This window comes from Parablautia sp. Marseille-Q6255, assembly GCF_951230155.1.
Classification (GTDB): Bacteria; Bacillota; Clostridia; order Lachnospirales; family Lachnospiraceae; genus Choladousia.
The window spans coordinates 239379-264336 of sequence record NZ_CATNVD010000002.1 but is presented as its reverse complement, the minus strand read 5'-3'; the positions used below and the strand labels follow the sequence as shown (position 1 = coordinate 264336).

The 24958-nt window shown below is 48.0% G+C and carries 20 protein-coding genes and 2 pseudogenes; 21 read left to right on the top strand and 1 reads right to left on the bottom strand.

Annotated elements, in window-relative coordinates; all coding sequences use genetic code 11:
- Positions 1 to 12: 12 nt before the first annotated feature.
- The 20 genes and pseudogenes from QOX44_RS03460 (at position 13) to QOX44_RS03365 (ending at position 23822) form a co-directional block, all read left to right on the top strand.
- On the top strand, positions 13 to 228 hold the full coding sequence (locus tag QOX44_RS03460; RefSeq protein WP_005361081.1) for a Maff2 family mobile element protein: 216 nt from the start codon (positions 13 to 15) through the stop codon (positions 226 to 228).
- 10 nt (positions 229 to 238) lie between these two features.
- Positions 239 to 904 carry a VirB6/TrbL-like conjugal transfer protein, CD1112 family gene (locus tag QOX44_RS03455; protein ID WP_118447554.1) on the top strand — a complete coding sequence of 222 codons (666 nt, stop codon included), beginning with the start codon at positions 239 to 241 and terminating at the stop codon, positions 902 to 904.
- A 575-nt stretch (positions 905 to 1479) separates the two neighbouring features.
- Positions 1480 to 3312 carry a reverse transcriptase/maturase family protein gene (locus QOX44_RS03450; RefSeq protein ID WP_283681288.1) on the top strand — a complete coding sequence of 611 codons (1833 nt, stop codon included), beginning with the start codon at positions 1480 to 1482 and terminating at the stop codon, positions 3310 to 3312.
- A gap of 102 nt (positions 3313 to 3414) precedes the next feature.
- Positions 3415 to 3690, top strand: a pseudogene (locus QOX44_RS03445) (VirB6/TrbL-like conjugal transfer protein, CD1112 family); the annotation flags it as partial.
- Between the two features lie 38 nt (positions 3691 to 3728).
- Positions 3729 to 4181: a SpoVG family protein gene (locus tag QOX44_RS03440; protein WP_283681287.1), complete on the top strand. Its 453-nt coding sequence runs from the start codon at positions 3729 to 3731 to the stop codon at positions 4179 to 4181.
- Positions 4181 to 4738 carry an MT-A70 family methyltransferase gene (locus QOX44_RS03435; RefSeq protein WP_283681286.1) on the top strand — a complete coding sequence of 186 codons (558 nt, stop codon included), beginning with the start codon at positions 4181 to 4183 and terminating at the stop codon, positions 4736 to 4738. The genes QOX44_RS03440 and QOX44_RS03435 overlap by 1 nt, the downstream gene beginning before the upstream one ends.
- A 2-nt stretch (positions 4739 to 4740) precedes the next feature.
- Complete coding sequence (locus tag QOX44_RS03430) at positions 4741 to 5481, top strand: hypothetical protein (protein ID WP_331488303.1); 741 nt, start codon at positions 4741 to 4743, stop codon at positions 5479 to 5481.
- Between the two features lie 36 nt (positions 5482 to 5517).
- Complete coding sequence (locus QOX44_RS03425; protein WP_283681284.1) at positions 5518 to 5952, top strand: PrgI family protein; 435 nt, start codon at positions 5518 to 5520, stop codon at positions 5950 to 5952.
- A pseudogene (locus tag QOX44_RS03420) lies at positions 5852 to 6874 on the top strand (VirB4-like conjugal transfer ATPase, CD1110 family); the annotation flags it as partial. The gene QOX44_RS03425 and the pseudogene QOX44_RS03420, both read left to right, overlap by 101 nt.
- 833 nt (positions 6875 to 7707) lie before the next feature.
- Positions 7708 to 9519 (top strand): group II intron reverse transcriptase/maturase, encoded by a 1812-nt coding sequence (ltrA, locus tag QOX44_RS03415; protein WP_442955375.1) that lies wholly within the window; start codon positions 7708 to 7710, stop codon positions 9517 to 9519.
- Between the two features lie 18 nt (positions 9520 to 9537).
- Positions 9538 to 11064 carry a VirB4-like conjugal transfer ATPase, CD1110 family gene (locus QOX44_RS03410; protein WP_442955373.1) on the top strand — a complete coding sequence of 509 codons (1527 nt, stop codon included), beginning with the start codon at positions 9538 to 9540 and terminating at the stop codon, positions 11062 to 11064.
- Between the two features lie 33 nt (positions 11065 to 11097).
- Positions 11098 to 13776: a CD1108 family mobile element protein gene (locus QOX44_RS03405; RefSeq protein WP_283681283.1), complete on the top strand. Its 2679-nt coding sequence runs from the start codon at positions 11098 to 11100 to the stop codon at positions 13774 to 13776.
- 18 nt (positions 13777 to 13794) lie between these two features.
- Positions 13795 to 14040, top strand: coding sequence for a DUF4315 family protein (locus QOX44_RS03400; protein WP_025577937.1), 246 nt, complete (start codon positions 13795 to 13797; stop codon positions 14038 to 14040).
- Complete coding sequence (locus QOX44_RS03395; protein WP_283681281.1) at positions 14030 to 15142, top strand: DUF4366 domain-containing protein; 1113 nt, start codon at positions 14030 to 14032, stop codon at positions 15140 to 15142. The genes QOX44_RS03400 and QOX44_RS03395 overlap by 11 nt, the downstream gene beginning before the upstream one ends.
- A 39-nt stretch (positions 15143 to 15181) precedes the next feature.
- The gene (srtB, locus tag QOX44_RS03390; protein WP_283681280.1) at positions 15182 to 20083 is read left to right on the top strand and encodes a class B sortase; all 4902 of its coding nucleotides are present in this window, start codon (positions 15182 to 15184) and stop codon (positions 20081 to 20083) included.
- Positions 20084 to 20145: 62 nt separating this feature from the next.
- Complete coding sequence (locus tag QOX44_RS03385; RefSeq protein ID WP_283681279.1) at positions 20146 to 20628, top strand: hypothetical protein; 483 nt, start codon at positions 20146 to 20148, stop codon at positions 20626 to 20628.
- Between the two features lie 291 nt (positions 20629 to 20919).
- Positions 20920 to 22266 (top strand): RNA-binding domain-containing protein, encoded by a 1347-nt coding sequence (locus QOX44_RS03380; RefSeq protein ID WP_283681277.1) that lies wholly within the window; start codon positions 20920 to 20922, stop codon positions 22264 to 22266.
- Positions 22267 to 22331: 65 nt separating this feature from the next.
- Positions 22332 to 22649: a hypothetical protein gene (locus tag QOX44_RS03375; protein WP_334305519.1), complete on the top strand. Its 318-nt coding sequence runs from the start codon at positions 22332 to 22334 to the stop codon at positions 22647 to 22649.
- A complete protein-coding gene (locus QOX44_RS03370; RefSeq protein WP_283681310.1) occupies positions 22645 to 23412 on the top strand; it encodes an FAD-dependent thymidylate synthase in 768 nt (255 codons plus the stop codon). The genes QOX44_RS03375 and QOX44_RS03370 overlap by 5 nt, the downstream gene beginning before the upstream one ends.
- Positions 23409 to 23822, top strand: a complete 414-nt coding sequence (locus tag QOX44_RS03365) for a dUTP diphosphatase (RefSeq protein ID WP_005361111.1) — start codon at positions 23409 to 23411, stop codon at positions 23820 to 23822. The genes QOX44_RS03370 and QOX44_RS03365 overlap by 4 nt, the downstream gene beginning before the upstream one ends.
- Before the next feature lie 119 nt (positions 23823 to 23941).
- Here QOX44_RS03365 and QOX44_RS03360 read toward each other — a convergent pair whose 3' ends face one another.
- Positions 23942 to 24256, bottom strand: a complete 315-nt coding sequence (locus tag QOX44_RS03360) for a helix-turn-helix domain-containing protein (RefSeq protein WP_005361112.1) — start codon at positions 24254 to 24256, stop codon at positions 23942 to 23944.
- 149 nt (positions 24257 to 24405) lie between these two features.
- On the opposite strand from QOX44_RS03360, the gene QOX44_RS03355 reads away from it, so the two are divergent.
- Positions 24406 to 24915: an SLOG family protein gene (locus QOX44_RS03355; RefSeq protein ID WP_283681274.1), complete on the top strand. Its 510-nt coding sequence runs from the start codon at positions 24406 to 24408 to the stop codon at positions 24913 to 24915.
- Positions 24916 to 24958 lie beyond the last annotated feature (43 nt).

The following is a 24958-nucleotide window of genomic DNA, read 5'->3' as shown; positions in this document are numbered from 1 at the left end:
AGGAGGAACATTATGGCATTTTTTGCAAGCGCGATTGATACTTTGAAGATCCTTGTGATCGCCCTGGGCGCAGGTCTGGGCGCATGGGGTGTTGTAAACCTTCTCGAAGGTTACGGAAATGATAACCCAGGTGCAAAATCCCAGGGGATCAAGCAGCTTATGGCAGGCGGAGGTATCGCTCTGGTTGGTGCAACGCTGATCCCGCTGCTTTCCGGTCTGTTCGGTTAAGGGCTGACTTATGGGCAGTCTGTTTGAATGGATAACAGACTGGATTAAAGAGGGCCTGATCGATGCGATTACCGGACAGTACACCAGCATTTTCAACTCCGTCAACAACCAGGTTGCGGATGTGGCAAATCAGGTAGGACAGACCCCGCAGGGCTGGAATGGCGGCGTGTTTTCCATGATCCAAAATCTTTCGGAAACCGTCGTCATTCCCATTGCAGGCATGATCCTGACCTTTGTTCTGGTGTATGAACTGATCCAGATGATTCTCGAAAAGAACAACATGCACGAATTCGATACATTCAACATCTTCAAGTGGATTTTCAAGACTTTTGTTGCCACTTACCTGCTCACCAACTGTTTTACGATTGTGATGGCGGTCTTTGATGTGGCCCAAAATGTGGTGTCGCAAAGTGCCGGTGTCATAAACGGGAATCTGGATGTGCAGGCGGCGTTGTCTGATCTGGAAACCCAGCTTGAAGCAATGGGAATGTGGGAACTGATTGGACTGTGGCTGGAAACCAACATCATCAATCTGTGTATGTGGGTACTGTCCATCGTGATCTTTGTCATTGTATATGGCCGTATGATCGAGATTTATTGCGCGTCCAGAAGCGCCGCTTTTCATCCAAAGGCGGTGTGCGGGCATTTTGGGAACCCGGCTTTAGCAAGCCGGTAAAGAAAAGTATCAAAGACGTGAAAAGCGTCACTTTAGCGTCATCCGATTTACCCCGGAGGGAAACCACAAGGGGGACAATAGCGTATCGGAAAAATCGCAAGTTGGGAAAACCATCTACCCACGACTGAGCGGCAAGACGCAACATTGTGAATGAGGAGCAAGGCTAAACTGCTTTAAGGGCAGTCCGAGGCGGGATACTCGACCCGGCGGCGCAGGATGGTTGTATTCGCCGTATGTCATAGCGGAATGTGACAGGTAAACACAGACCGCACGATACTTATGACAGCCAGCCGCAGTAAGCGGAAAAGGACGAAAACCCACTACCGACATCACAATACGCTTTTTCCAAAGTGTCTAACTGGAGATTGCCTAAACCGGAACGCCGGAACTATCCGGCTATGCGTAATGCCGCAAGGCGATAAATTTCAAGGGGTAAAAACCCAAGAAAGATGACGCTGAATATCCGGCATGGCAACGGAGCCTCCGTAGTAGTCCGAGGGCGGGAAAGCCGTCTACATGGCGAAGGGAGGCAGGATGTCAACCAATTCATAAAAAGGAAAGGTGCGTGAGGCATTATGAGAAGTCCTGAAAATGTGTTGGAAAGCCTAAAATCCAAGGCGTGTAACAAGAGCTACAAGTACGAGCGGTTATACCGCAACCTGTACAATCCACAATTCTATCTGCTGGCATATCAGCGGATACAGGCGAAACCAGGCAACATGACAGCCGGAACAGACGGCAAAACCATTGACGGAATGGGAATGGCAAGGATAAACGCCCTCATTGAAAAGATGCGGGATTTTAGTTATCAGCCTAACCCGGCAAGGAGAACGTATATCCCGAAATCCAATGGGAAAATGCGTCCTCTGGGGATACCGTCATTCGACGATAAACTGATACAGGAGGTGGTGCGGCTCATCTTAGAGAGTATTTATGAGCCAACCTTTAGCGACTATTCCCACGGTTTCCGTATAAACAGAAGCTGTCATACGGCACTCAAATATGTGCAGAAATATTTTACGGGGACAAAGTGGTTCGTTGAGGGAGATATAAAGGGCTGTTTTGACAACGTAGACCATCATGTGTTGATTGCTATTTTGCGAAAGCGGATTGCAGATGAACATTTCATCGGTCTGCTCTGGAAGTTCTTGAAAGCTGGATATATGGAGGATTGGAATTATCACAATACTTATTCCGGCACTCCGCAAGGCTCCATCATCAGCCCTATCCTTGCAAACATCTACATGAACGAACTGGATAGCTATATGGCAGAGTATGCAGAGAAATTCAACTGCGGAAACCGCCGTAAAATCAATCCTGCGTTCAAGAAGAAGCTGGATGTCTGCCGGGGGAAAGAACAAAGGCTTAAAAGAAATCTCTCTAAAATGAGCGAGGAAGAAAAAGAGGGCTTAATTGCAGAAATCCGGGAACTGCGGCGTGGTCTGAAATCTATGCCGTATAGCGACCAGATGGACGATAGCTATAAACGGATTTGCTATATCCGATATGCCGATGATTTCTTAATTGGAGTTATCGGCAGCAAAGAGGACGCAGAACAGATTAAACAAGATGTAGGCTGCTTTATCCGGGACAAACTCCATCTGGAAATGTCCGAGGAAAAGACATTGATTACTCATGGACACGACGCTGCGAAGTTCTTGGGATATGAGGTCACAATCGCCAAAGGCGAACACAACAAAAAGACCAAAACCGGGGCTACCAGACGGGTAAACAATGGAAAAGTCTTACTTTATGTTCCCCATGATAAGTGGGTAAAACGACTGTTCTCCTACAATGCCCTCAAGATTAAATACGACAAACAAAATGGAAACAAAGAGGTTTGGGAACCTGTCCGGCGCACTCGCCTGTTGCACTTGGACGATTTGGAAATCCTAAACCAATACAACGCAGAAATCCGTGGATTGTATAACTACTACCGACTTGCAAACAACGTGTCTGTACTCAATAACTTCTACTATGTAATGAGATACAGTATGCTCAAAACCTTTGCTGGAAAATATCGGACACGAATCAGCAGAATTATCCGCAAGTACCGTCAAGGAAAAGATTTTGTTGTGGAATATCCGAAGAAAAACGGCAAGGTCGGAAAGGTATTGTTTTACAATAATGGGTTCCGCCGGGACACTAAAGTAGAAAGCGGAAATCCTGATATAGTAGCAAGAATTTTTGAGAATTATGGGCGTAATAGTCTTATAAAAAGACTGCAAGCAAACAGGTGTGAGTGGTGTGGCGCAGAGAATGTGCCGCTTGAAATACACCATATACGAAAACTCAAAGATTTAAGTGGCAGAAAACAATGGGAAATCGCCATGATTGGGCGTAAGCGCAAGACAATGGCACTCTGCGTCTACTGTCACGACAAGTTACACGCGGGGAAATTAGACTGACATCTGGAGAGCCGGATACGCTGAGAGGTGTAAGTCCGGTTCGGAGGGGAGTTCTCGGAAACCTGCCATAGTGATATGGTAAGGCGCCGGGTTCTTACCCTACTAACCGTGAGCCTTGCACCGATCCCGTTTTCCACAATGGCAAACCGGGAATGGGGACAAATGGGAACCGGGTATCTGCGTTCCCTTTTTGCCCTGGGTTTTCAGGGTTTTTTGATCCTGATCTGTGTTGCCATTTACGCAGTGCTGGTCCAGTCTATCCCATCGTCCGGCGACGTGCACGGCGCAATCTGGGGAACGGCGGGTTATACGGTACTGCTGGCCTTTGCCCTGTTTAAGACAGGTTCGTTATCCAAATCCATATTTAATGCAAGATAGCATGAACAAAACCAATTCTAAAAAGGAGGATTTTATATATGAGTAAAACCAATACAGAAAAAATGGTGCCGGAGACACAGACACCGGAAATGGCAAACGGCATGAAGCTGGATGTCCGCGTGCGTCCGATCGCCCCAATGGGAAACCTGCTGGCGTTTGCCAATGTTACGATTGGCGGATGCTTTAAGATCGACGGCTTCCGTATCTGTTCCAGTGAAAAGGGGCTGTATGTCAATATGCCCGCAACCCAGGATAAGGGAGGCAACTGGAAAGATGTCTGCTGGCCGGTTACGGCAGAGTTCCGCAAGCAGCTCAACGATGCCCTGATTGATGGGTACGGGCAGGCTATTGAAAATTTGCAGGCAACTCTTGAAGCAACAAAGGGAGCTGCGGAAAAGCCTTCCCTGACCGGTGCATTGAAGGAAAATGCCGGTAAGGTCAAGGAACAGCCGGCCAAACCTGCCCCAGCTAAGAATGAGCAGGCGCGCTAATGTCGGAAACGAAACAGTACGGCATTATCTATGCCGATCCGCCCTGGCGTTATGACCGGAAACATGGAAGCGGCGTTGCGGAGAACCATTACCCCACAATGAGCATTGAAGAAATCTGTGCCCTGCCGGTATCGGAACTTGCCGCAAAAGACAGCGCCCTCTTTCTGTGGGCGACCTTCCCGCAGCTTAATGAAGCCTTCCGGGTGATCGACGCCTGGGGATTCAAATATAAAACACTGGCTTTTCTATGGCTCAAACAGAACCGGAAAGCGGATAGCTGGTTTTATGGCATGGGCTTTTGGACCCGATCAAACGCGGAGGTCTGCCTGCTGGCAACCAGAGGCCGGCCGAAACGCCAGTGTGCGGGAATCCATCAGTTTGTGATCTCCCATATTGAGCAGCACAGCAAGAAACCGGACGAGGTGCGGGATAAGATCGTAAAACTCATGGGCGATCAGCCCAGAGTGGAACTGTTTGCAAGACAACAGACACCCGGCTGGGATGTATGGGGCAATGAAGTGAACTGTACGCTGACTATGCCGGAGCGAAAGGGGTGATTTTGGTAGAACAAGATGCAAAGCGGCTGCTTATGGAACGGCTGGACGAGTGTTTGAAGGTTCATGCGGATATGCTGGATGCACAGAACATCGGAAGTATTTACGAGTTGCAGGGACTTTCGGAACTCCACTATTATCTGAAGGTTGAGCATGTATTTACTCCGGCGGAAGTAGAGGCACTTCTTTCTTTTCAGGACCCGTTGGATGTAGCCCGATGGTGCTGGGAAGAAAATAACCATGAACATAGTTTCCCGATCTGCGATCTTCTCAAAGAAATTGATGCAGAGCAAAAATTTGAACATTTCACAAGCGAGCCTTCCGCACAGGACAAATATACGCTCCTGATGAAACGACTGGGACAGAATTACTTTGCCTACCGGGAAAGCCTTATGTCAAGGGATAAGGAATCCTTAATTGAAAAAGCTGCTGAAATTACAGCCATGCAGGAGGCGTATTCCTATCTGACAACAAAGTTTGAGTTCGGGGATGAAATGCTGGATGATGTGCTGGCGCTTGAGAATCCTTTGAAATACTTTGCAGACCGTTGGCTTTTACCGGTTTCGGATGTGTTCGACGTGGATATGGATATTCGGGAAAATATTGCCGGAATCCGAGATAGTCAGGAATACCTGTGTCAGAGAGGACCGGCTGTTTCTGTCCTGGCACGGCTGCAAAATGCGGCTCAGGAAGTGCGGGAATGTCCGGCTGCGGAGAAAGCGGTACGCGATTTTGGTGCACGGTAATGGACCGGAAACTATATTACGATGGGAGGTGTATAGATGCCTTATGTACCTGTACCAAAGGATTTAACCAAAGTTAAGACCAAGCTGGCCTTCAATCTGACGAAGCGCCAGCTTATTTGTTTCAGCCTTTCCGGGCTTGTCGGCCTTCCGGTGTATTTCTTTACCCGCGGGGCGATCGGCAATTCGGCGGCTGTACTTTTGATGATCGGGCTGATGATGCCCTTTTTCTTCTTCGCCATGTATGAGCGTGACGGGCAGCCGGCAGAAAAGATCTTGAAGAACCGGCTCCGTTATAAGCTCTGGCCGAAGGACCGTCCATACAGGACGGATAACCTGTATAAATCTATGTCAAAGAAGGAGGTTACAAAGATTGCCAAAAAACAAGCAGCAGGAAGCTCAGGAAAAGCGTCTGCAAAAAAATATCAGGCAGGCCAAAAAGACCAGAGCCGATGCAAAGCAGGGCAAAACTAAGTCTGCCCGTTCCAAGCCGTCTAAAAAAGGCGGCTTTTTTGCCGGGCTGAAAGCAGATGCCCCGCAGACGGTCCAGCAGAGCATTCCCTACCGTGAAATGTACCGGGATGGGATCTGCCGGCTGACCGATACCCTTTACACCAAAACGGTGCAGTTTTTTGATATTAACTATCAGCTTGCACAGGCAGATGATAAAGCACAGATCTTCGAGGGTTACTGCGATTTCTTAAATTACTTCGATGCCTCGATCCATGTGCAGCTTACCTTTATCAACCAGCGGGCCAATATGCAGGATTTTACGAAAAGCATTGACATCCCTCCCCGCGGCGACGAGTATGACGGAATCCGCAAGGAATACGGGGATATGTTAAAGAACCAGTTGCAGAAAGGAAATAATGGTCTCACCAAACGAAAATACATCACCTTTGGGATCGAGGCAGATGACCTGCGTACTGCGAAAATGCGTCTGGAACGCATTGAAACGGATGTGCTGGCAAATTTCAAGACCCTTGGAGTCCAGGCAAGATCCTTAAACGGACTGGAACGTCTGGAGCTTCTTCACAGCCAGCTTCACCCGGACGGTCAGGAAAAGTTTCATTTCCAGTGGTCGGATCTGCCTAAGACCGGTCTTTCTACCAAAGACTTCATTTCCCCATCCGGGCTGTCTTTTTCAAAGGATGGAAAGACATTCCGGGTAGGCGACCATTCCGGTGCTGTCTCCTTTTTGCAGATTTTGGCGCCGGAGCTTACCGACCGGCTTTTAGCGGATCTTCTTGACTTAAACGACGCCGTGACCGTCAACCTGCATATCCAGTCTATCGACCAGGCACAGGCAATCCGAAACATCAAGCGTAAAATGTCGGACCTGCAGAAAATGACCATTGAGGAACAAAAGAAAGCGGTCCGATCCGGGTATGATATGGGTGCGACACGTTCCTTGATAACTGCATAAGCAGGAAACAAGGCATATACAAAACTTTTGTATAGAGAACTGATATTCCAAAGAGTGGAATGAGGGGGTAACGTCCCGAAACGCTCTCCTTAATACTCCTACATGCTGTGCAACTGCTGAAATGCACAGTATGAAGCTAGGTGAAGTCGGCAGAGAGATACCGTAAGGCATGAAAATGCCACGAAAGCTGTCCAGCGGTGGGCGGTGTATCCTATATGCCGGAGGTCTATAAAATATCTATGGTGAGAATAACTTAGAGATAAGTTTGACGAACTTGTGAAAGTAAGGGTCTAAACGTAGCTTATGTAGAAATGCATAAACCGTGGTCACGGGGTATGTGGGGTAAAGTAAGAATCCATGTTATGAAATACCCTATTGTGTTACAGGCACAATCAAGCATACAGGCTCATAGCAAGCACCTACGGATATATGGACAGATAGGAATATCGGAACGTGGGAAGCTGTGAATACAAATGGTAAGGATTCAGCAGTCCAATGTTGTAGTGATAGAAAAAATCGAAAGCCAGTAGCAAATACTGGCAAGCCAATAGGCTTTCCGCTATCGAGATAATCTATCTTTATCACAGTGAAATTAGGGGCACGAGCATTGATATTTCCTGTAATGGGAAAAGGAGCAACAGCCCCAAGACAGGATTTAGTTTCATTATTATTTCTAAATCTTTCAAGGTTCTTGTATGACTAATAGAAACCAAGTCCGAAAGGAGGCGGTTGACTTGACTGTCGATACGAACTTAGAGAGGCAACCAAAGCAACAAAAACTGCGAAATGCCGAATATTACGATATGCAAGATGTTATGGATAAGCTATATGAGGAATCCTGCAAAGGAAAATCATTCCATAATCTAATGCATCTTATTACCAGTAAAAACAACATACTTTTAGCGTTCAGAAATATCAAAAACAACAAAGGCTCAATGACTAAGGGAACAGACGGCAAAACAATTATACAGTATAAAGGGTGGTCGGAAGAACAGTTTGTCAAATACTTTCAAAGTAAATTTGCAAACTATCACCCCAAAAGTGTACGCAGAACAGAAATTCCAAAGGTCGGACAGCCTGATAAAATGCGTCCGTTGGGTATTCCCTGTATGGACGACAGGATTATACAGCAATGTATTATCCAAGTATTAGAACCGATATGTGAAGCAAAGTTCCATGCTCATAGTTATGGTTTTAGACCCAACAGGTCGGCAAGTCATGCTATTGCAAGGGCACAATCCCTGATGAATGTCAGCAAGCTGCACTATGTTGTAGATGTTGATATAAAGGGATTCTTTGACAATGTAAATCATGGCAAGCTGCTCAAGCAAATGTGGGCAATGGGCATACGGGACAAAAATCTAATCTGCATAATCGGCAAAATACTAAAATCTGAGATTGAGGGAATTGGCAGACCAGATAAAGGAACGCCACAGGGCGGTATCATCAGCCCGTTACTCTCAAACATTGTTCTGAACGAACTCGATTGGTGGTTGAGTGACCAATGGGAAACCAAAAGCACAAGATACCCCTATACGCACAGTCACAAATATGAAGCCTTAAAGAAGTCCAAACTCAAAGAATTTTTCTTCGTGCGTTACGCAGATGATTTTAAGATTCTCTGTAGGGATTACAAAACAGCAAAAAAGATATTCATTGCTGTAAAGGAGTGGCTTTGGGAGAGACTGGGGCTTGAAATCAGCCCTGAAAAATCCAAAATCACAAATGTACGCAAAAAGAAAACGAATTTTCTTGGCTTTGCATTGTATGTGACGAAAAAGGGTAAGAAGTATGTATCAAAAAGTAATATTTCGGAAAAAGCGAAAAAGGCAATGAAAACCAAGCTCAAAGAGCAAATCAAAGTAATACAGCACGACACATCACCCCATCAGGTAAGTCAGTTGAATGCCATGATTCTTGGTATGCACAATTATTATAATACTGCCACAGGGTGCAGTCGTGACTTCCGAGAAATCAATTTCGTTGTCAGCAAGAGCCTAAAGCATAGGCTTAGAGTAAAAACCAAAAAGGCAAAGCGAAACAAAAATAGCAAATCGCCATTGCCTGAAAAAGTGCTAAAGTCCAGAACGTATCAGAAATTTTACGGCAGCTATGGCGGAAAGCCTAAAGTCGTGGCTGGTGTACAAATCTTCCCGATTTACGGTTGTAAGTTTGTTACTCCGAGAATGTTCACACGAGAGGTTAATAAATACACTCCACAAGGCAGACAGCTTATACACAAAAATCTGTCAACCGTTCACTCCCTTATCCAGTATCTATTGGAAACAAAGGAGTATGGAAAATCTGTGGAATATAACGATAACCGTATTTCACTTATGGCAGGACAAAACGGTAAATGTGCGGTAACAGGTGAACCACTCTGCATATTTGACATGGAATGCCATCATAAAAAGCCTAAAAAGCTGGGTGGTACGGACGAATATAGGAATCTTGTGTGGTTAAAATCCGACGTACATAAACTTATTCATGCTACTGAAGAAGATACGATTGCAAAATATCTTGACATTCTTAAACTTGATGACAAAGCACTGAAAAAGGTCAATTCTCTAAGGCTATCAGCAGAGAATTTAGAAATAGTAGTTAAAGCAAACTAAATTTTGTTGGAGCGCCGTGTGCGGGGAAACTCGCACGCACGGTGCGGAGTGGGGGAAAATTCGGAGATAACTTCAAAGAATTACCTATCACTATACATCATTCCCACCGACCTTGCCACCTATGGAGAGGAAGCCAAAAATCTTTTGCAGGATTTACAGAGCCGCAATGAGCGCATGTTCCTTGTGACGGTACTGGTGGAAAATATCGCTGCCAAACGACAAAAGCTGTTCAATGATATTTTTGCCGCTTCGGGTGTGGCACAGAAATACAACTGTGCCTTAAAACGGCTGGATTACCAGCAGGAACAGGGGCTTATGTCCTCGCTTGCTCTTGGTACAAACCAGATTGAAATTGAGCGCGGGCTTACGACCAGCAGCACAGCGATCTTTGTACCGTTTACCACCTGTGAATTGTTCCAGGAGGGCGAGGCGTTGTATTACGGCCTGAACGCCCTTTCCAATAACCTGATCATGGCGAACAGAAAAACGCTGAAAAACCCCAATGGGCTGTTTCTCGGTACCCCAGGAAGCGGCAAATCTTTCTCTGCCAAGCGTGAGATCGTCAATGTGTTCCTTCTGACGGAGGACGACATCATTATCGCTGACCCGGAAAATGAGTATGGGCCGCTGGTACAGCAGTTCGGTTCCCAGGGGCAGGTCATTGATATTTCCCCTACTTCCACGAACTACATCAACCCTATGGACATCAATCTGGACTATTCCGATGATGAAAACCCGATCACTTTGAAAAGTGATTTTATCCTGTCGCTGTGTGACCTTATCATCGGGGGCAAAGAAGGGCTTTCCCCTATCGAAAGGACGATCATCGACCGTTGTACCAGACTGGTGTACCGGGAATACCTGCAGGACCCATGCCCGGAAAATATGCCGATCTTAGGCGATCTTTACGAGCTGCTTTTGAAACAGTCTGAACCGGAGGCACAGAATATCGCAACGGCGCTGGAAATCTATGTCAATGGTTCCCTTAACGTGTTCAACCACCGTTCCAATATCCAGATGGATCAACACCGGGTACTGTGTTTCCAGCTTAAATCACTGGGAAAAGCCTTAAAGGAAATCGGGCTTTTGATCATGCAGGACGCGGTGTGGAACCGTGTCACGGCCAACCGTTCCAAACATAAAACAACCTGGTTCTATATCGACGAATTCCACCTTCTTTTGAAAGGGCAGACAGGAAGTTTCAGCGTGGAGATCTGGAAACGCTTCCGTAAATGGGGCGGAATCCCATCAGGTTTAACACAGAACGTCAAGGACCTTCTGGCTTCCCGTGAGATCGAGAACATTTTTGAGAACTCAGACTTTATCTATATGCTCAACCAGGCCCAGGGAGACCGTCAGATTTTGGCAAAGCAGTTGGGGATCTCCCCGCACCAGCTTTCCTATGTGACCCATTCTGGTCCCGGCGAGGGGCTTTTGTTCTTTGGAAATGTGATCATCCCCTTTGTGGACCACTTCCCGAAGGACACACTGTTGTACAGTGTGCTTACCACAAGACCGGATGAAGTAGCGGGGACCAAAGCGTGAGACAAAAATTAAAATGGATCGGAGGTGAGAACAATGGCACACGACAGGGAATTTCAAAGGAAGCGCAGAGATACCCGGATGCCGGTGCGTGATTCCCACGGGGAAGATCAACCGGCAGCCAGGCAGACCGAACAGGATTTTGACCTGCGCAGGGCACGGGACACCCCTTCTTCTGTCACCGGAAAAACACACAGGCAGGACATCCCTGTACAGACGGAATTTTCCCAGCTATCACCGGAAACACCGGTGTCCTTGCTGGAACAGGGCGAGGCTTATGCAGCCGCTTTGGATGGTTTTTCGGATCACTTTGAGACGCCGGATGCTGCCGGAACAGAGTCCCCGATACAGGAAAACGGGCGAAGCAATTTCCGGCAGGAGGTTTCCAGGCGTTCTCTTGTAACAGAGGATGGGACAGGCCATGATACCGGACAATATGCACCTTCTTCCGAAGGATTAGCCCCACCGAGCGGTACAGACAGATCCGGTCAGGAACATCGTTACCGGACACATCAGCACGGGAACAAATATCAGCAGCGTTTTCAGGAAGCGGCACAGGCGGAGGAACAGGCAGCGCAAAAGGAAAAGGGTGTGGATAGCGAACCGCCGAAAACATCCAAGCTGGAATTTACTGCGGATGAACTGCCGCCGGAGACAAAGGATAAAAAGCTCACCCATGCAAGACGGAAGGCGGAACGGACTGCACAAAAAGCAGAGCAGGTGCAAAATCGTCTGCCGGCCCGGAAGAAACTGCGTATGGAGACGGTTTCCGACCCGGAGACCGGAAAAGCCAAAAAACACTTAAAATTTGAAAAGGAGGTTAAATCCCAAAAGGCCCATGTAAAAGGACCTGTACCCCTGCGTCCGGTCAAGGCAGGTGCAAATACCGCCATTGGTTACGCCCATAAAAAGATTTATGAGGCAGAGGATGAAAATGTGGGGATCAAGGCAGCCCACCGCTCTGAACTTGTGGGCGAGGCGGGGCTTCGCACAGCATATCACCGGCATAAAACCGCCCCCTACCGAAAGGCAGCGAAATTACAGCAAAAATCAGCAAAGGCAAACGCAAGACTTGCTTACCGGCAGGCTCTTAGCGACCACCCGGAGCTGAAGAAACATGCGATTGCCCGGATATGGCAGAAACAAAAACTGAAAAGGCAATATGCCAAGGCTGCCCGTGAAGCCGGGAAACAGGCAAAAAATGCCGCAGTCGCAACAGAGAAGGTCAGCGTCGGTATTGTCCATGCGGTCAAACGGCACCCTGTGATCTGCCTTGTCCTCCTGCTTCTCCTTTTGGTAATTTTCCTGATTACGTCCCTGTTTTCTACGTTCTCCAATATCGGGACCGGCGGTCTGGGAAGTCTGGCTGCTTCTACCTATCTTGCAGACGATCAGGACATCAATCAGGCGGAGCTTACCTATACCGAGTGGGAAACAGATCTGCAAATGGAAATAGACCGGGTGGAATCAGACCGCCCCGGCTATGACGAATACCGGTATAACCTGGGTGCAATCGAGCATGACCCGTATGTGCTGATGGGGTATCTGACATCGGCTTATCAGGGATTTACTTACGATGAAGTGGAAAGCGTGCTGCGGCAGCTTTTCCAGGAACAATATACCCTGTCCTTTTCAGAAGAAACTGAAATCCGTTACCGCACAGAAACTTCCGTTGACCCGGAAACCGGGGAAGAAACCCAGGAGGAAGTGCCTTATGAATGGCACATCTTAAATGTCAAGCTCACGGTCACACCTTTGGAAAACCTGGTCGTTTCCCGGATGAACGCAGACCAGAAAGAGATCTGCGAGATCCTGCTGCAGACAAAAGGAAACCGCCAGTATGTCAAAAATGTCTTTGGCACCAACTGGCTCCCTTATGTGACCAGCTACTACGGCTACCGGGTACATCCCATCAGCGGGGAAAAGAACTATCACACCGGTGTGGACATCGGGATGCCGGAGGGCACAGAGATCCTTGCCGGGCATGACGGAACAGTTACCCTTGCGGGAAATGCCGGCGGTTATGGCTTATGTGTTGCCATTGAAGGCGAGGCATACGAAGGACATACTCTGACGACCAAATACGGGCACTGTTCCCAGATCCTTGTTTCTGCCGGGCAGAAGGTCAAAGCCGGGGATGTGATCGCAAAGGTCGGGAATACCGGAAATTCCACCGGTCCCCACCTGCATTTAGAAGTCCTGGTTGACGGTCAGTATTTGAATCCCCTGTATTTTGCCGATACCGGCGATACCAGCGAACGGCACCTGCCGGAAGTTGGTTCAGGCGGCACAGGAAACTACTTCGATTATGACATTCCACCGGAAGCCCTTGCGGATGAACAGTTTGCCGCAATGATGGCCGAGGCGGAAAAATATCTTGGCTATCCGTATGTATGGGGAGGCGCAAGCCCTTCCACTTCCTTTGACTGTTCCGGCTATGTGTCCTGGGTGATCAACAACTGCGGCGTCGGCTGGAATTTTGGAAGGCTGACTGCGGACGGTCTTTTAGGTGTATGTACGCCGGTATCAAGCGCAGATGCAAAACCGGGCGACCTGATCTTCTTCCAGGGGACCTACAATACCAGCGGTGCAAGCCATGTAGGGATCTATGTGGGAAATGGAATGATGATCCACTGCGGAGACCCGATCTCTTATGCCAATATCAATACAAGCTACTGGCAGCAGCATTTTTATACATTTGGGCGTCTGCCTTAACAGATTGGAGGTAATAAATTGAATCCTAAAATTGAAAAACTGGAAAAGGAAATTGAAAAGACCAAAACAAAGATTGCGGAAATGCAGGCAAAGCTCCATAAGCTGGAGGAACAGAAAACGGAGCTGGAAAATACCGATTATGTGGCGGTGGCGCGCAGTTTCAAACTAACGCCCCAGCAGCTTGCGGATTTTTTGAAATCACAGCAGGCAGCCCCTTCGGAAACTGTTTTGCCGCAGGAGAAGGAGGATGTGCATGAGGCTTAAAAAACTTTCCCTGCTGTTGGCGCTTACGCTTCTTGTAAGTGTCAGCGCATTACCTGTAACGGCTCATGCCGGCGGTTCCAAAGACACCACACCGCCAACGCTGACTGCTTCCCTGGAGGGCGATGCCCTGAAAATAGAAAGCAGTGACGATCTATCCGGCGTGGAGGCGGTCTTTGTTGATGAAAACCGTATCAACTCCCTCACCGATGGGAAAGCGTCGGTTGCACTAAAAGATTATGCAGGAACAGAAAAACAGGTAAGCATATACGCAAAAGATTATGCAGGAAACCGTTCTGATGCGGTAAAGCTGGATAATCCGTATTACAAAGAACCGGCTCCTGAAAAGAAACCTGCTGCGGCAGCACCCCAGAATCCGTCCGGTACACAGACAAAACCGCCTAAGGAAGAAAAACCTTCCGGCTCAGACGCTGCACCCCCTTCCAGCGGCGGAAATTCTTCCGGCTCAGATAACAGTACCGGACAGCAGGAAAATACTTCTGCGATCCCTGAAGGTGCATTTACCCCGGAAGGCACCGGAACGGTACAGGACAACATCAGCGGTACAGATGGGGAAAAACAGTTTTACACCATCACTACGGACGCTGGCAATGTTTTTTATCTGGTGATCGACGGGAAACGGGAAGATAACAATGTCTACTTCTTAAACGGCGTCACAGAGTCCGACCTGATGGCGCTTGCAGAAAAGAACAATGGCAGCATGAGCATGATTCCCCAGGAAGAAAGCTGCAACTGCACAGAAAAATGTGAGGCAGGAAAAGTCAATACCGGCTGTCCGGTCTGCAAAAATGACTTAAATGGCTGCAAAGGAAAAGAAAAGCCGGCGGAAACTGAAAAACCGGCAGAACCGGAAAAGCCGAAGAAAGAAACCGGCAGCGTCGGCACGATCCTGTTTATCCTTGCTGCCTTACTTGCGGTCGGTGGGATCGGTTATTATGTAAAAATCGTGCGTCCGAAACAGCAGGCCGAGGACGATGCGGAATTTGAGGATGACGGTTATGGCGAAGGCTTTGACCCGGATGAGGCATACGGGGACCCGGAATATCTTTCCGAGGATGATTTTGACGACAAGGACAGCAAATAAGGCTGTCCTTTTAGATTTTATGAAAGTGAGGATTTTTTCATGGAACATATCATAACCAGACGCCGCGGCTTTCGCAAGCTGTTGGCGTTTTTGCTTTGTATGGCAAGCATTTTGGGGCTTCTTCCGGCTCAGGCTTTTGCCATGTCTGTCGGACAGACAGCAAGCTCCTGGCTGGGCGATCAGTATGTAGGCTCTGATGGGAACCACTACCGCGCCCCGGCGCCTTACACCTATCTTGCCTACCATGCAGACGGAACCATTGACATACACACCAGTTCCGGGGGCAATGCTTACCGGCATTATATGCTGACGGATTCTGACGGGATCAGCCATCAGGTTTACTGTGTGGAGAGCGGGATTCCTTACCATACTTCGGAAAACACCTATGTTTCGGAAAGCGGGACCAACAGCCAATACCTGAACCTGCTTCCTGCCGAGGCAAGGAGGGGGATCACCCTGACTGCGATCTATGGCTGGAAACCCGGTGCGGCGCTCCCTGTTTCCGGGATCAACGAGGACGACTATAAGATGGCGACCCAGATCATCCTCTGGGAATACCAGCAGCAGCTTAGAAGCGATCCGTACAGCCGCCACGGAAACGGCCACGCAGATGCCGACCAGTATTTCAGCGTGATCGCCGGACGACCGGCAGAAAAAGCCTATGACTGGATTCTGGCACAGGTTGCTTCCCATTCCACAGTCCCTTCCTTTACTTCTTCTAAGAAAAGCGAAGCACCGGAACTGGAACTGAAATGGGATGTAGAAAAAAAGGTCTATACCTTGACGGTCACAGATACCAACAACTTGAAGATCGACCTGGAGGCTTTGAAAGGCAGCGGCGTTTCTGTGACAAGAAACGGAAATGAATACACCTTTACCAGCAGGCAGATGATGATGGACCCGGTGCTGTTTGAATTCCGAAAGAATATCCCGGTGGCAAACGACATGCTGATCTGGGGCAGACCCGGCTACCAGACCATGATGACCGGCGCCAGCGATCCGGTTTCCTTCTTTGTAAAGATCAAAACAGAAACTTACGGTACCGCAAAACTTGTCAAGACCAGTGAGGACGGCATTGTTTCCGGTATCACCTTCCATATCTCCGGTACGGACATTTTGGGAAATGAAGTCAATGAGGAAGTTACGACCGGAGAAAACGGCCAGATTGAAAAGAAGCTCCTGCCGGGAACCTATCTGGTAAAAGAACTTCCGGTGGACCGCTATGTGACCCCTTCCGCACAGTACGTGACCATTGAAAGCGGGCAGACTTCTTCGGTACATTTCAGCAATATCCTGAAGAAGTTCCGCGTCCATGTGGTAAAGAGTGATGCTGACACCGGAAATGCCCAGGGGGATGCTACTCTTGCAGGGGCGACCTATGGGATCTTCCGTGATGGCGAACTGATCGACACTTATACTACCGGGCCGGATGGCAGCTTTATGACCCGCTATTATGTATGCGGGGATGGCTGGACGATCTGGGAAATCGAACCGAGCACCGGGTATCTTCTGAATGAAACCATTTATGAAGTGGGTGCATCCCCTTCCCTGTATGAAGTGGAACTCAATACCACAGAAAATCAGGTGACGGAAACGGTTATTTACGGAAATATTCAGCTTGTCAAGCACACCGATGACCTGGACCCGGATGTGCCTGAGGGTGAAAATACCGACGATCCCAATGCCGGCATCATCGAACGCCCAGAAGCAGGCGCAGTCTTTGAAGTTTACTTAAAGGCAGCCGGAAGCTATGACGCGGCAAAGGAAAGTGAACGTGACCTTCTTACCACGGATGCGGATGGTTTTGCTTCCAGTAAACCGCTTCCTTATGGGCATTATACGGTCCATCAGATCGCAGGCGAGGAAGGCAAAGCCTTTGTCCCGGACTTTACGGTATTCATTTCCTCTGACGGAAAGACTTACAGCTATATCCTGAACAACCGCACCATCACAGCCCGTCTGAAAGTTGAAAAATGTGACGCAGAGACCGGAAATATTATCCCTGTGACCGGAACCGGTTTTCAGATCAAGGATCTTTCCACCGGGGAATTTATCACCCAGACAGTCTACTATCCGAACCCGGAAACACTGGATACCTTCTATGTTTCTGACGAGGGCTGGCTGATGCTGCCGGAGCCTTTGGCCGCCGGGGATTATGAACTTTATGAGGTGGCTGCCCCTTATGGCTATGTGCTTTCCGATCAGCCGGTACCGTTTACCATTGACGGCAGCGAGGCGGTTGTGACGGTCACTCAGTACAATATGCCGCAGAAAGGCCAGCTTACCATCACAAAGACCGGAGAAGTATTTGCTTCTGTCCAGGAAAACGACGGACTGTACCAGCCGGTGTATGAGGTTGCCGGACTTCCCGGAGCGGTCTATGACGTGATCGCAGATGAAGATATTTATACCGGTGACGGTACCTTGCGGGCAGCAAAAGATACGGTTGTGGAAACCCTTACGACCGGCGAGGACGGCACAGCGAAAAGCGGGCTTCTCTATCTTGGCCGTTACCGTCTGGAGGAACGTCAGGCTCCTTCCGGTTGTGTGCTGAATCCTCAACCGGAATATGTGGAACTGACCTATGCGGGTGAGACCGTGGAGGTCACACAGGCAGCAACAGGTCTTTATGACGAACGACAGAAAGTGGATGTCACACTTTTCAAGGCAATGGAGACCGATGACCTGTTTAGTCTTGGCATGAACGAGGAATATAAGGATATTTCCTTTGGACTTTATGCTTCCGCAGACCTGACGGCGGCAGATGGCAGCGTGATCCCGTCAGATGGACTTCTGGAAGTGGTCTCTGTTTCGTCTGATGAATCCGGCGGTTACAGCGCTTCCTTCGCCTCCGACCTGCCTTTTGGCAGCTATTATGTCAAGGAACGCACGACCAACGGCGCCTATATCCTTTCGGATCAGAAATATCCGGTCGTCTTTGAATATGCCGGACAGGAAACCGCCCTGGTACAGATCCTTGTCAATGAAGGCGAGGCTGTTTCCAATGAACTACTCCGCGGGCGTGTAGACGGTGTAAAAGTTGGGGAAAACCCGGAAGGCGGCGAAGATGTCACGCTGGCCGGTGCGCTCATGGGACTGTTTAGACCTGATACAGAAGAATTTACCGAAGAAAATGCACTGCTTACTGCTGTTACAGGAAAAGACGGCAGTTTTTCCTTTGAGAACATTCCTTACGGACACTGGATCGTCAAGGAGATCTCTGCCCCTGACCTTTATACAGTAAGCCCGCAGCAGCACCATGTATATATCGGTGCAGACGGACAGCATATTGAGATCCGTGTGGAAAACACCCTGATCCGCGGCAGCGTGCAGGTAACTAAAACCGAAGCTGTGGAAGAACCGTCCCCTGTGGAAAAGGAGGATAAGAAAGACAAGAATTCTTTCCTGCGTTTCCTGCCCGGTGCGGTGTTCGACCTGTATGCGGATTCCAACGCCAACCAGAAATATGATCCTGACGATCAAAAGATCGGTACGCTGAAAGAAACCGATGCAGGCTATCATACGGCGGAAAACCTTCTGGCTGGCGGCTACTTTATAAAAGAAAGCAAAGCGCCGGAGGGCTATCAGCCTGATCCAAACGCTTACTATTTTTCCATCACAGAAGATGGACAGGTCGCAGTTGTGGAAAATGGAGAAGCCGAGCACGGATTTACCAATGAGGCTTACCGCGGCAACTTAAAGATCACAAAGGATTCCAGCGACGGGCGCAAAGATGGTTTTGCCATCGAGGTCAAGAGCGCGGACGGCTCCTACTGCGAGACATTCACCACTCCAAAATCCGGTGTAATTGAAGTAAAGGGCCTTCGTGTCGGTATTTATACCGTAACAGAAGTTGCAAACCGGGCAAGTAAGGATTATATCATCCCTGATGCCGCTACGGTGGAGATCAAAGCTGACCAGACATCTACGGTCCAGTTCTTTAATGAAAAATCGGAAAAGCCGGAGAAGCCGGAAAAACCTTCTGTTCCGTCCAATCCTTCCACCCCTCAAAAGCCGGTACCGCAGACCGGGGATGATCCGTATATTTTCCTATATGGCGGACTGTTGGCAGCCGCACTGATCGGTGGCAGCGTATTTGCTGTGTATTATTTCAAAAAGGGAAAATACAGCAGGACTTTCCCCAAAAGAACGGCTGTCGGGGCTTCTGTCCTTTCACTCTGCGCTCTGGTGGCTCTTGGCAGCGGATTTTTGGTGTTCCGTGACCTGAACCAGTATGCCGAGAGTAAAGATGCCTATCAGGATCTTGCCGGATATGTGGAAGTACCGGAGCAGACAGACTCCCCGGAGCAGGCAACCGATCCAACGGAAACAAAACAGGACGATGCCGATATTGTCCTGCCTTCGGTAGACTTTGAAGCGCTCCGTGAAAATGGACCGGACATCATCGGATGGCTTTCCCTTCCTGATACGGTGCTCAATTATCCGGTGACGCAGACCGACAACAACGAGTATTACCTGAACCATCTTTATGACGGAACCTATAACAAGGTTGGCTGCCTGTTTGCCGATTATGAAAACCGGGCAGATTTTTCAGACCGCAATACGATCGTCTACGGCCATAATATGCGGGATGGTTCCATGTTTGCCCTGCTGAACCGGTACGATGAACAAAGTTACTTTGATACCCACAGGCAGATGTATCTTGTTACTCCGAAGGGCGGTTATGTCATGGAGATCTTTGCGGCGTTTGCAGCAAAGCCAGAAGAATCCGGCAGTGAAACTTCTCCCTGGCAGCTTTCCTGGAAGGATGACGGTGCTTATACTACCTGGCTTACAGCTATGAAGGAACGTTCCGCGTTGGAAAGTGATGTGACTGTGACCTGCAGCGATAAGGTACTGACCCTTTCTACCTGTACGCCGGGCGGCACAGGACGCTTCCTTGTCATGGGAAAACTCGTGAAAATAGATAACGAAATATAGATTTTAGACGGTGCGGGGGCAAAAGCTCCCGCACCTGTTGTTTACAAGGAGGATTTTATTTTATGGTAAATACCATGATTTCCATTCCCGGCTACGTCCATCTTTACCGCTCGCTTTTGCGGTTTTACGACATGCCGGAAAATGAAGTCCGGGAAATGCTCTATCTTCTGAATACGGCAAACCTGGACTGCTATGAGTATTATCATCCGAACCGCAGTGTGATCCAGAGCGGACCGGTCGCTTTTTGCGGATGGCTGGAAACGAAAGACTGCCGCCCTTACCGCACAGAGGTACAGCTTTACAAATCGCTGCTGTTTTTGAAGCGCAGCATTGACCGTGACCTGATCGTATCAGCTCAGAGGGAGGCTCTGCAAACCCTGCGCTGTATCATCTCCAATCTGGAATACCGCTTTTATAAAGCCTATGGCATGGAAATCGAGGACAAACGCACGGTCTATGGGGAATGTACCTACCGTCTGGTTCCCAGGGAGGATGAACCCGGCGTGTGCCTGATGCACGACTGGATCTACCTGCCGAGTGCTTAAAATGCAATGAATAATATATATAATTCGTTGCAAAAGCCATCTCTGGATCATTCCATCGTGTCATTTATCGGGTCAATCGTATCATGCTTTGGTTAGAAAAATAAGAGTTTCTAACACAATCCTTTCAAAATTTATGAACTTGTAGGAACTATCACGTAATTATTTCTTGAGTTTGCGGGTACAATGAGAATATCGTGTCACAATCAAATCATAATCGTGTCAGCTTTATTGACATGATTGACACGATTTGATATGATAGACTTACAAATTTGAAATAAAGGAGATGGCACTATGCTTTTTCGGGAAAGCGAAACCGTAGAACTGAAAGAAGTTGTGGTAGACGACATAAAAAAAGAAATCATTGCTTTTGCAAACTGTGATGGCGGAAAACTGTATATAGGGGTCAGGGACGATGGCACGGTTATCGGATTGGATAATGCGGATAGTGTTTCCCTTCAAATCAGCAATATGGTAAGGGATGCGATAAAACCGGATATAACCATGTTCCTGCATTATGAAACCATCGTGGAAAATGGGAAAAATGTTGTTGTTGTAGATATTCAGCGTGGAACGGATCGCCCCTATTACCTTGCCAAAAAAGGAATGCGGCCGGAAGGTGTGTATGTTCGGCAGGGATATTCTTCTGTTCCGGCAACTGATACGGCAATCCGGCGCATGATAAAGGAAACAGACGGAGATCGTTTTGAAGCGATGCGCTGCTTAAACCAGGACCTTACATTTGAGGCAACAAAAAAAGAATTTGAACTTCGGAAAACTGACTTTGGACCACAGCAGATGCGTACTTTGAAATTGATCGATCAGGATGGGCTATACAGTAACCTGGCGCTGCTTCTGTCAGACCAATGTGTCCATACCATTAAAGTTGCGGTCTTTCAGGGAACGGACCAGACCATTTTCAAGGATCGTCGGGAGTTTACCGGATCGCTGATGCAGCAGATGAACGAAGTATATGATTTTATTGACTTCCGCAATCAGACCCGCGCAACCATAGAAAAACTATACCGGGTTGATGTCAGGGATTACCCGGAAGTCGCTGTCAGAGAAGCATTGCTAAATCTGCTGGTTCACCGTGACTATTCTTTTAGTGCCAGCGCTTTTATCAGTATTTATGAGGATCGGATTGAGTTTGTATCTATCGGAGGGCTGATGCCAGGCATAGACCTGGAGGATGTTATGGTTGGCATTTCTGTGTGCAGAAATCAGGACCTTGCGAATGTATTTTACCGATTGCACTTAATTGAGGCGTATGGAACCGGAATGGGTAAAATTATGAAGGCATACGAAAGTATGCAGGTAAAGCCTGTGATTGAAACCACGAAAAATGCCTTTAAGATCATATTGCCTAATATCAACGCAAAATACGAAACAGAAAATGCAACTGTAAAAACGAAATCCGGCACACCGGTTACGGTTCATACTGAAAAGAAGCTAAGTGACGAAGAAGAAAAAATATTGGAATATGCCAGAAAACATGGTGCAATTACAAGAAATGATGTGATAGAATTGCTTGAAGTAAGCGCTTCTACTGCCGCCAGAGTGATCCGAAAAATGGTAAAAACTAACTTGTTAGAACAGAAAGGAAAAGCACGAAACACCCATTATACTATTGCAGAATAAATGATTAAGCCAGACAGCCGATTGGGGAAATCCAGTCGGCTGTTTTCAGTTAGGAGGGATGCCATATTACACAAAATGAAGTCAATGTCGTTTTTGACGAACAGGTACGGCTTTGCGCTGATACCTTGAAACGGAAAAACAAAGAATACACCGGGGATGACCCGGACCGGCTGGGTGCATTTAAGGCAGCGGCAGCTTTACAGCATACAACGCCCCAGCGTGCCCTTGCCGGTATGCTGGCAAAGCATATTGTTTCTCTGTACGATATGTGCTTTGCCGAGGAAGCGGTTTACCCGATGGACACATGGGATGAAAAGATCACAGACAGTCTTAACTATCTGTTCTTACTGAAAGCGATTGTAAAGGAGGGACATACCAATTAAACGAATCGAAGTAAAAATTTTGAACTGCCAGGCGGTAGCGGAAGCAGAAAAAAACATGGTCTTTGCGGCAAGACTTACCCAGCAGGGACATAAGATTGCCTCAATGGACGACCTGATGGAGCTCTACGAAAAATCATTCAGCGTTCAGACAGTAGCAGCTATGGGGGCGCTTCCCCATCCTACCATCCAGAAATTTGCGGTGATCACGGTAGCCATTGTCGGCGCCAGCAGGCGTTTTCTGGCGCAGATCACCCGCCACCAGAACGAAGTAAAATTTATGAGTGCATCGCTGCAGTACAGCAACTATACGGGACAGGCGGATTTTGCTGTCCCGTATTCTATTATGACGGCTCCGGCAGTGGTACGGGAATTGTACTTAAAAAGCTGTAATGAAAGCATGAAATGTTATGAAGCCCTGTGCACTGCCGGAAGCGGGCACGATGCGGCCGGCTATGCCACGCCCCAGGGATTACGGAATGTACTGCTCATCAGCGCCACCCCTTATCAGTGGAAACATATCATCAGCCAGCGGGTATGCCGGAGAAATACAGATGAAACAAGGATCGTGCTGCTAAAGGTCTGGAAAGAACTTTATGAACTAAGCCCTGCTTTGTTTGCCCCGTCACTGACCGGGCCTTTTTGTCAGATAGATCGATGTCTGGAAGGTAAAATGACCTGTGGACGAAAACTGCAGGCAGATATGACGCCAAAGGATATTTTAGAAAAAGATTATCCTGCTCTTTGGGAAGGAGGCTGCCGATGAAAATAAAACTGATCGATTTTGGCGTGCCGGAGCACCAGCGTCCTTACCGCCCGCATGGCAATGATGCCGGAGCAGATGTTTATCTGCCCTATGACTGTACCTTACAGCCCGGAGAAATCGCCAAAATTCCTCTTGGTTTTGGACTGGAAATACCGGATGGATATGCGGGATATATCTTTCCCCGTACCAGCATGGCGGTAAAAGGTCTGGTCTGTGAACTGCCGCCTGTGGATTCCGGCTACCGTGGAGAGATCCATGCGATCATCAGCAATGTAAGCAATCAGGCGCAGTCTCTTTTTAAGGGAGCCCGTATCGGACAGCTTGTGATCACGCCGATCGTCATTGCGGATTTTGTAACCGATCTGGGAACAGAGCGAGGAACCGGCAGCTTTGGCAGTACCGGCGAATAGAAAAAGGCTGTTTGGAGAACAGTTTTTGAATACTTATCGGTATAGGGATCGGACATTTCGAGAACATTATAAAATATAATAAAGAAAGTCACGAAAAAAGCGGCCATTACCGTGACCGCTTACTTTCTGCTATTGAGTTCTTTCATAATACCGAGGATATATTGCATGGATTGAGGATCAAGCTGTCTTGCCTCTGCAATGAATTCCTTTAAGGTTTCCGGGTAGGTATTTCCTTCATCAAAGAATTCCTGCGGTGTCACACCCAGATATTCGCAGATGTAGAAAAAGGACTGCATAGCGGGAAGTGACTTTTTATTCTCAATATTATTGATGTAGTTGTTTGCCTGACCTAACGATAAAGACATATCGCGTGCGGAAACTCCTTTCTGTGTCCGCAGCTTCGCTAATCGTTCCGGGACAAAATCTTCATACATCGCCTTCACCTCCCATTCTGTAATAGATTGTACCTTACACCCCTTTATTATCCGCAAAGAGAAAAAGGGTATTATCGTTGACTTGCTAAATAAAATCTATTACTATGTGAAAAGTGAAGAATTTGACCTATCAGATGGAGGGATGACCGATGAAAGGAAAGACTTGCTGTGTTACCGGACACAGGGATTTGCCGCAGAATGAGATCAACAAAATAAAAGCCACTTTGGAACATGAGATCGATGCTGCCGTTACAGATGGATTCACCTGTTTTATGAGTGGCTTTGCAGATGGCGTGGATCAGTATTTTGCAGAGCTGGTGTTGGAAAGAAAGCAGACCAATCCGGCGTTGGAGCTGATCGCAGTGATCCCTTACCGCAAGCGTCTGGACAGCCTGAATAAGAAAACAAGAACCCATGAACTGCTGGAGGCTTGTGCGGATGTTGTTGTCATACAGGAAAAATATCTCCCAAGCGTCTACTCCCACAGAAACCGCTATATGGTGGAGCACTCCGACCGAGTGATCGCTGTATATGACGGACGGGAAACCGGCGGTACGGCAAAGACGATCCGCTTCACCCATCGGATGAAGAAGGAACTGCGGGAAATCCCGGTTGGAGAGATCGTCCTGCCGGATTGCTTGAAACCAAAAACAAAATAGATACCTGTTGATGCGCTCACTTTGAAGTGGGCGTTTTTCTTTA

Coding starts and splice junctions, on each gene's coding strand:
- QOX44_RS03460 (WP_005361081.1), top strand. CDS start 13: ATGGCATTTTTTGCAAGCGCGATTGATACTTTGAAGATCCTTGTGATC.
- QOX44_RS03455 (WP_118447554.1), top strand. CDS start 239: ATGGGCAGTCTGTTTGAATGGATAACAGACTGGATTAAAGAGGGCCTG.
- QOX44_RS03450 (WP_283681288.1), top strand. CDS start 1,480: ATGAGAAGTCCTGAAAATGTGTTGGAAAGCCTAAAATCCAAGGCGTGT.
- QOX44_RS03440 (WP_283681287.1), top strand. CDS start 3,729: ATGAGTAAAACCAATACAGAAAAAATGGTGCCGGAGACACAGACACCG.
- QOX44_RS03435 (WP_283681286.1), top strand. CDS start 4,181: ATGTCGGAAACGAAACAGTACGGCATTATCTATGCCGATCCGCCCTGG.
- QOX44_RS03425 (WP_283681284.1), top strand. CDS start 5,518: ATGCCTTATGTACCTGTACCAAAGGATTTAACCAAAGTTAAGACCAAG.
- ltrA (WP_442955375.1), top strand. CDS start 7,708: ATGCAAGATGTTATGGATAAGCTATATGAGGAATCCTGCAAAGGAAAA.
- QOX44_RS03405 (WP_283681283.1), top strand. CDS start 11,098: ATGGCACACGACAGGGAATTTCAAAGGAAGCGCAGAGATACCCGGATG.
- QOX44_RS03395 (WP_283681281.1), top strand. CDS start 14,030: ATGAGGCTTAAAAAACTTTCCCTGCTGTTGGCGCTTACGCTTCTTGTA.
- srtB (WP_283681280.1), top strand. CDS start 15,182: ATGGAACATATCATAACCAGACGCCGCGGCTTTCGCAAGCTGTTGGCG.
- QOX44_RS03385 (WP_283681279.1), top strand. CDS start 20,146: ATGGTAAATACCATGATTTCCATTCCCGGCTACGTCCATCTTTACCGC.
- QOX44_RS03380 (WP_283681277.1), top strand. CDS start 20,920: ATGCTTTTTCGGGAAAGCGAAACCGTAGAACTGAAAGAAGTTGTGGTA.
- QOX44_RS03365 (WP_005361111.1), top strand. CDS start 23,409: ATGAAAATAAAACTGATCGATTTTGGCGTGCCGGAGCACCAGCGTCCT.
- QOX44_RS03360 (WP_005361112.1), bottom strand. CDS start 24,256: ATGTATGAAGATTTTGTCCCGGAACGATTAGCGAAGCTGCGGACACAG.
- QOX44_RS03355 (WP_283681274.1), top strand. CDS start 24,406: ATGAAAGGAAAGACTTGCTGTGTTACCGGACACAGGGATTTGCCGCAG.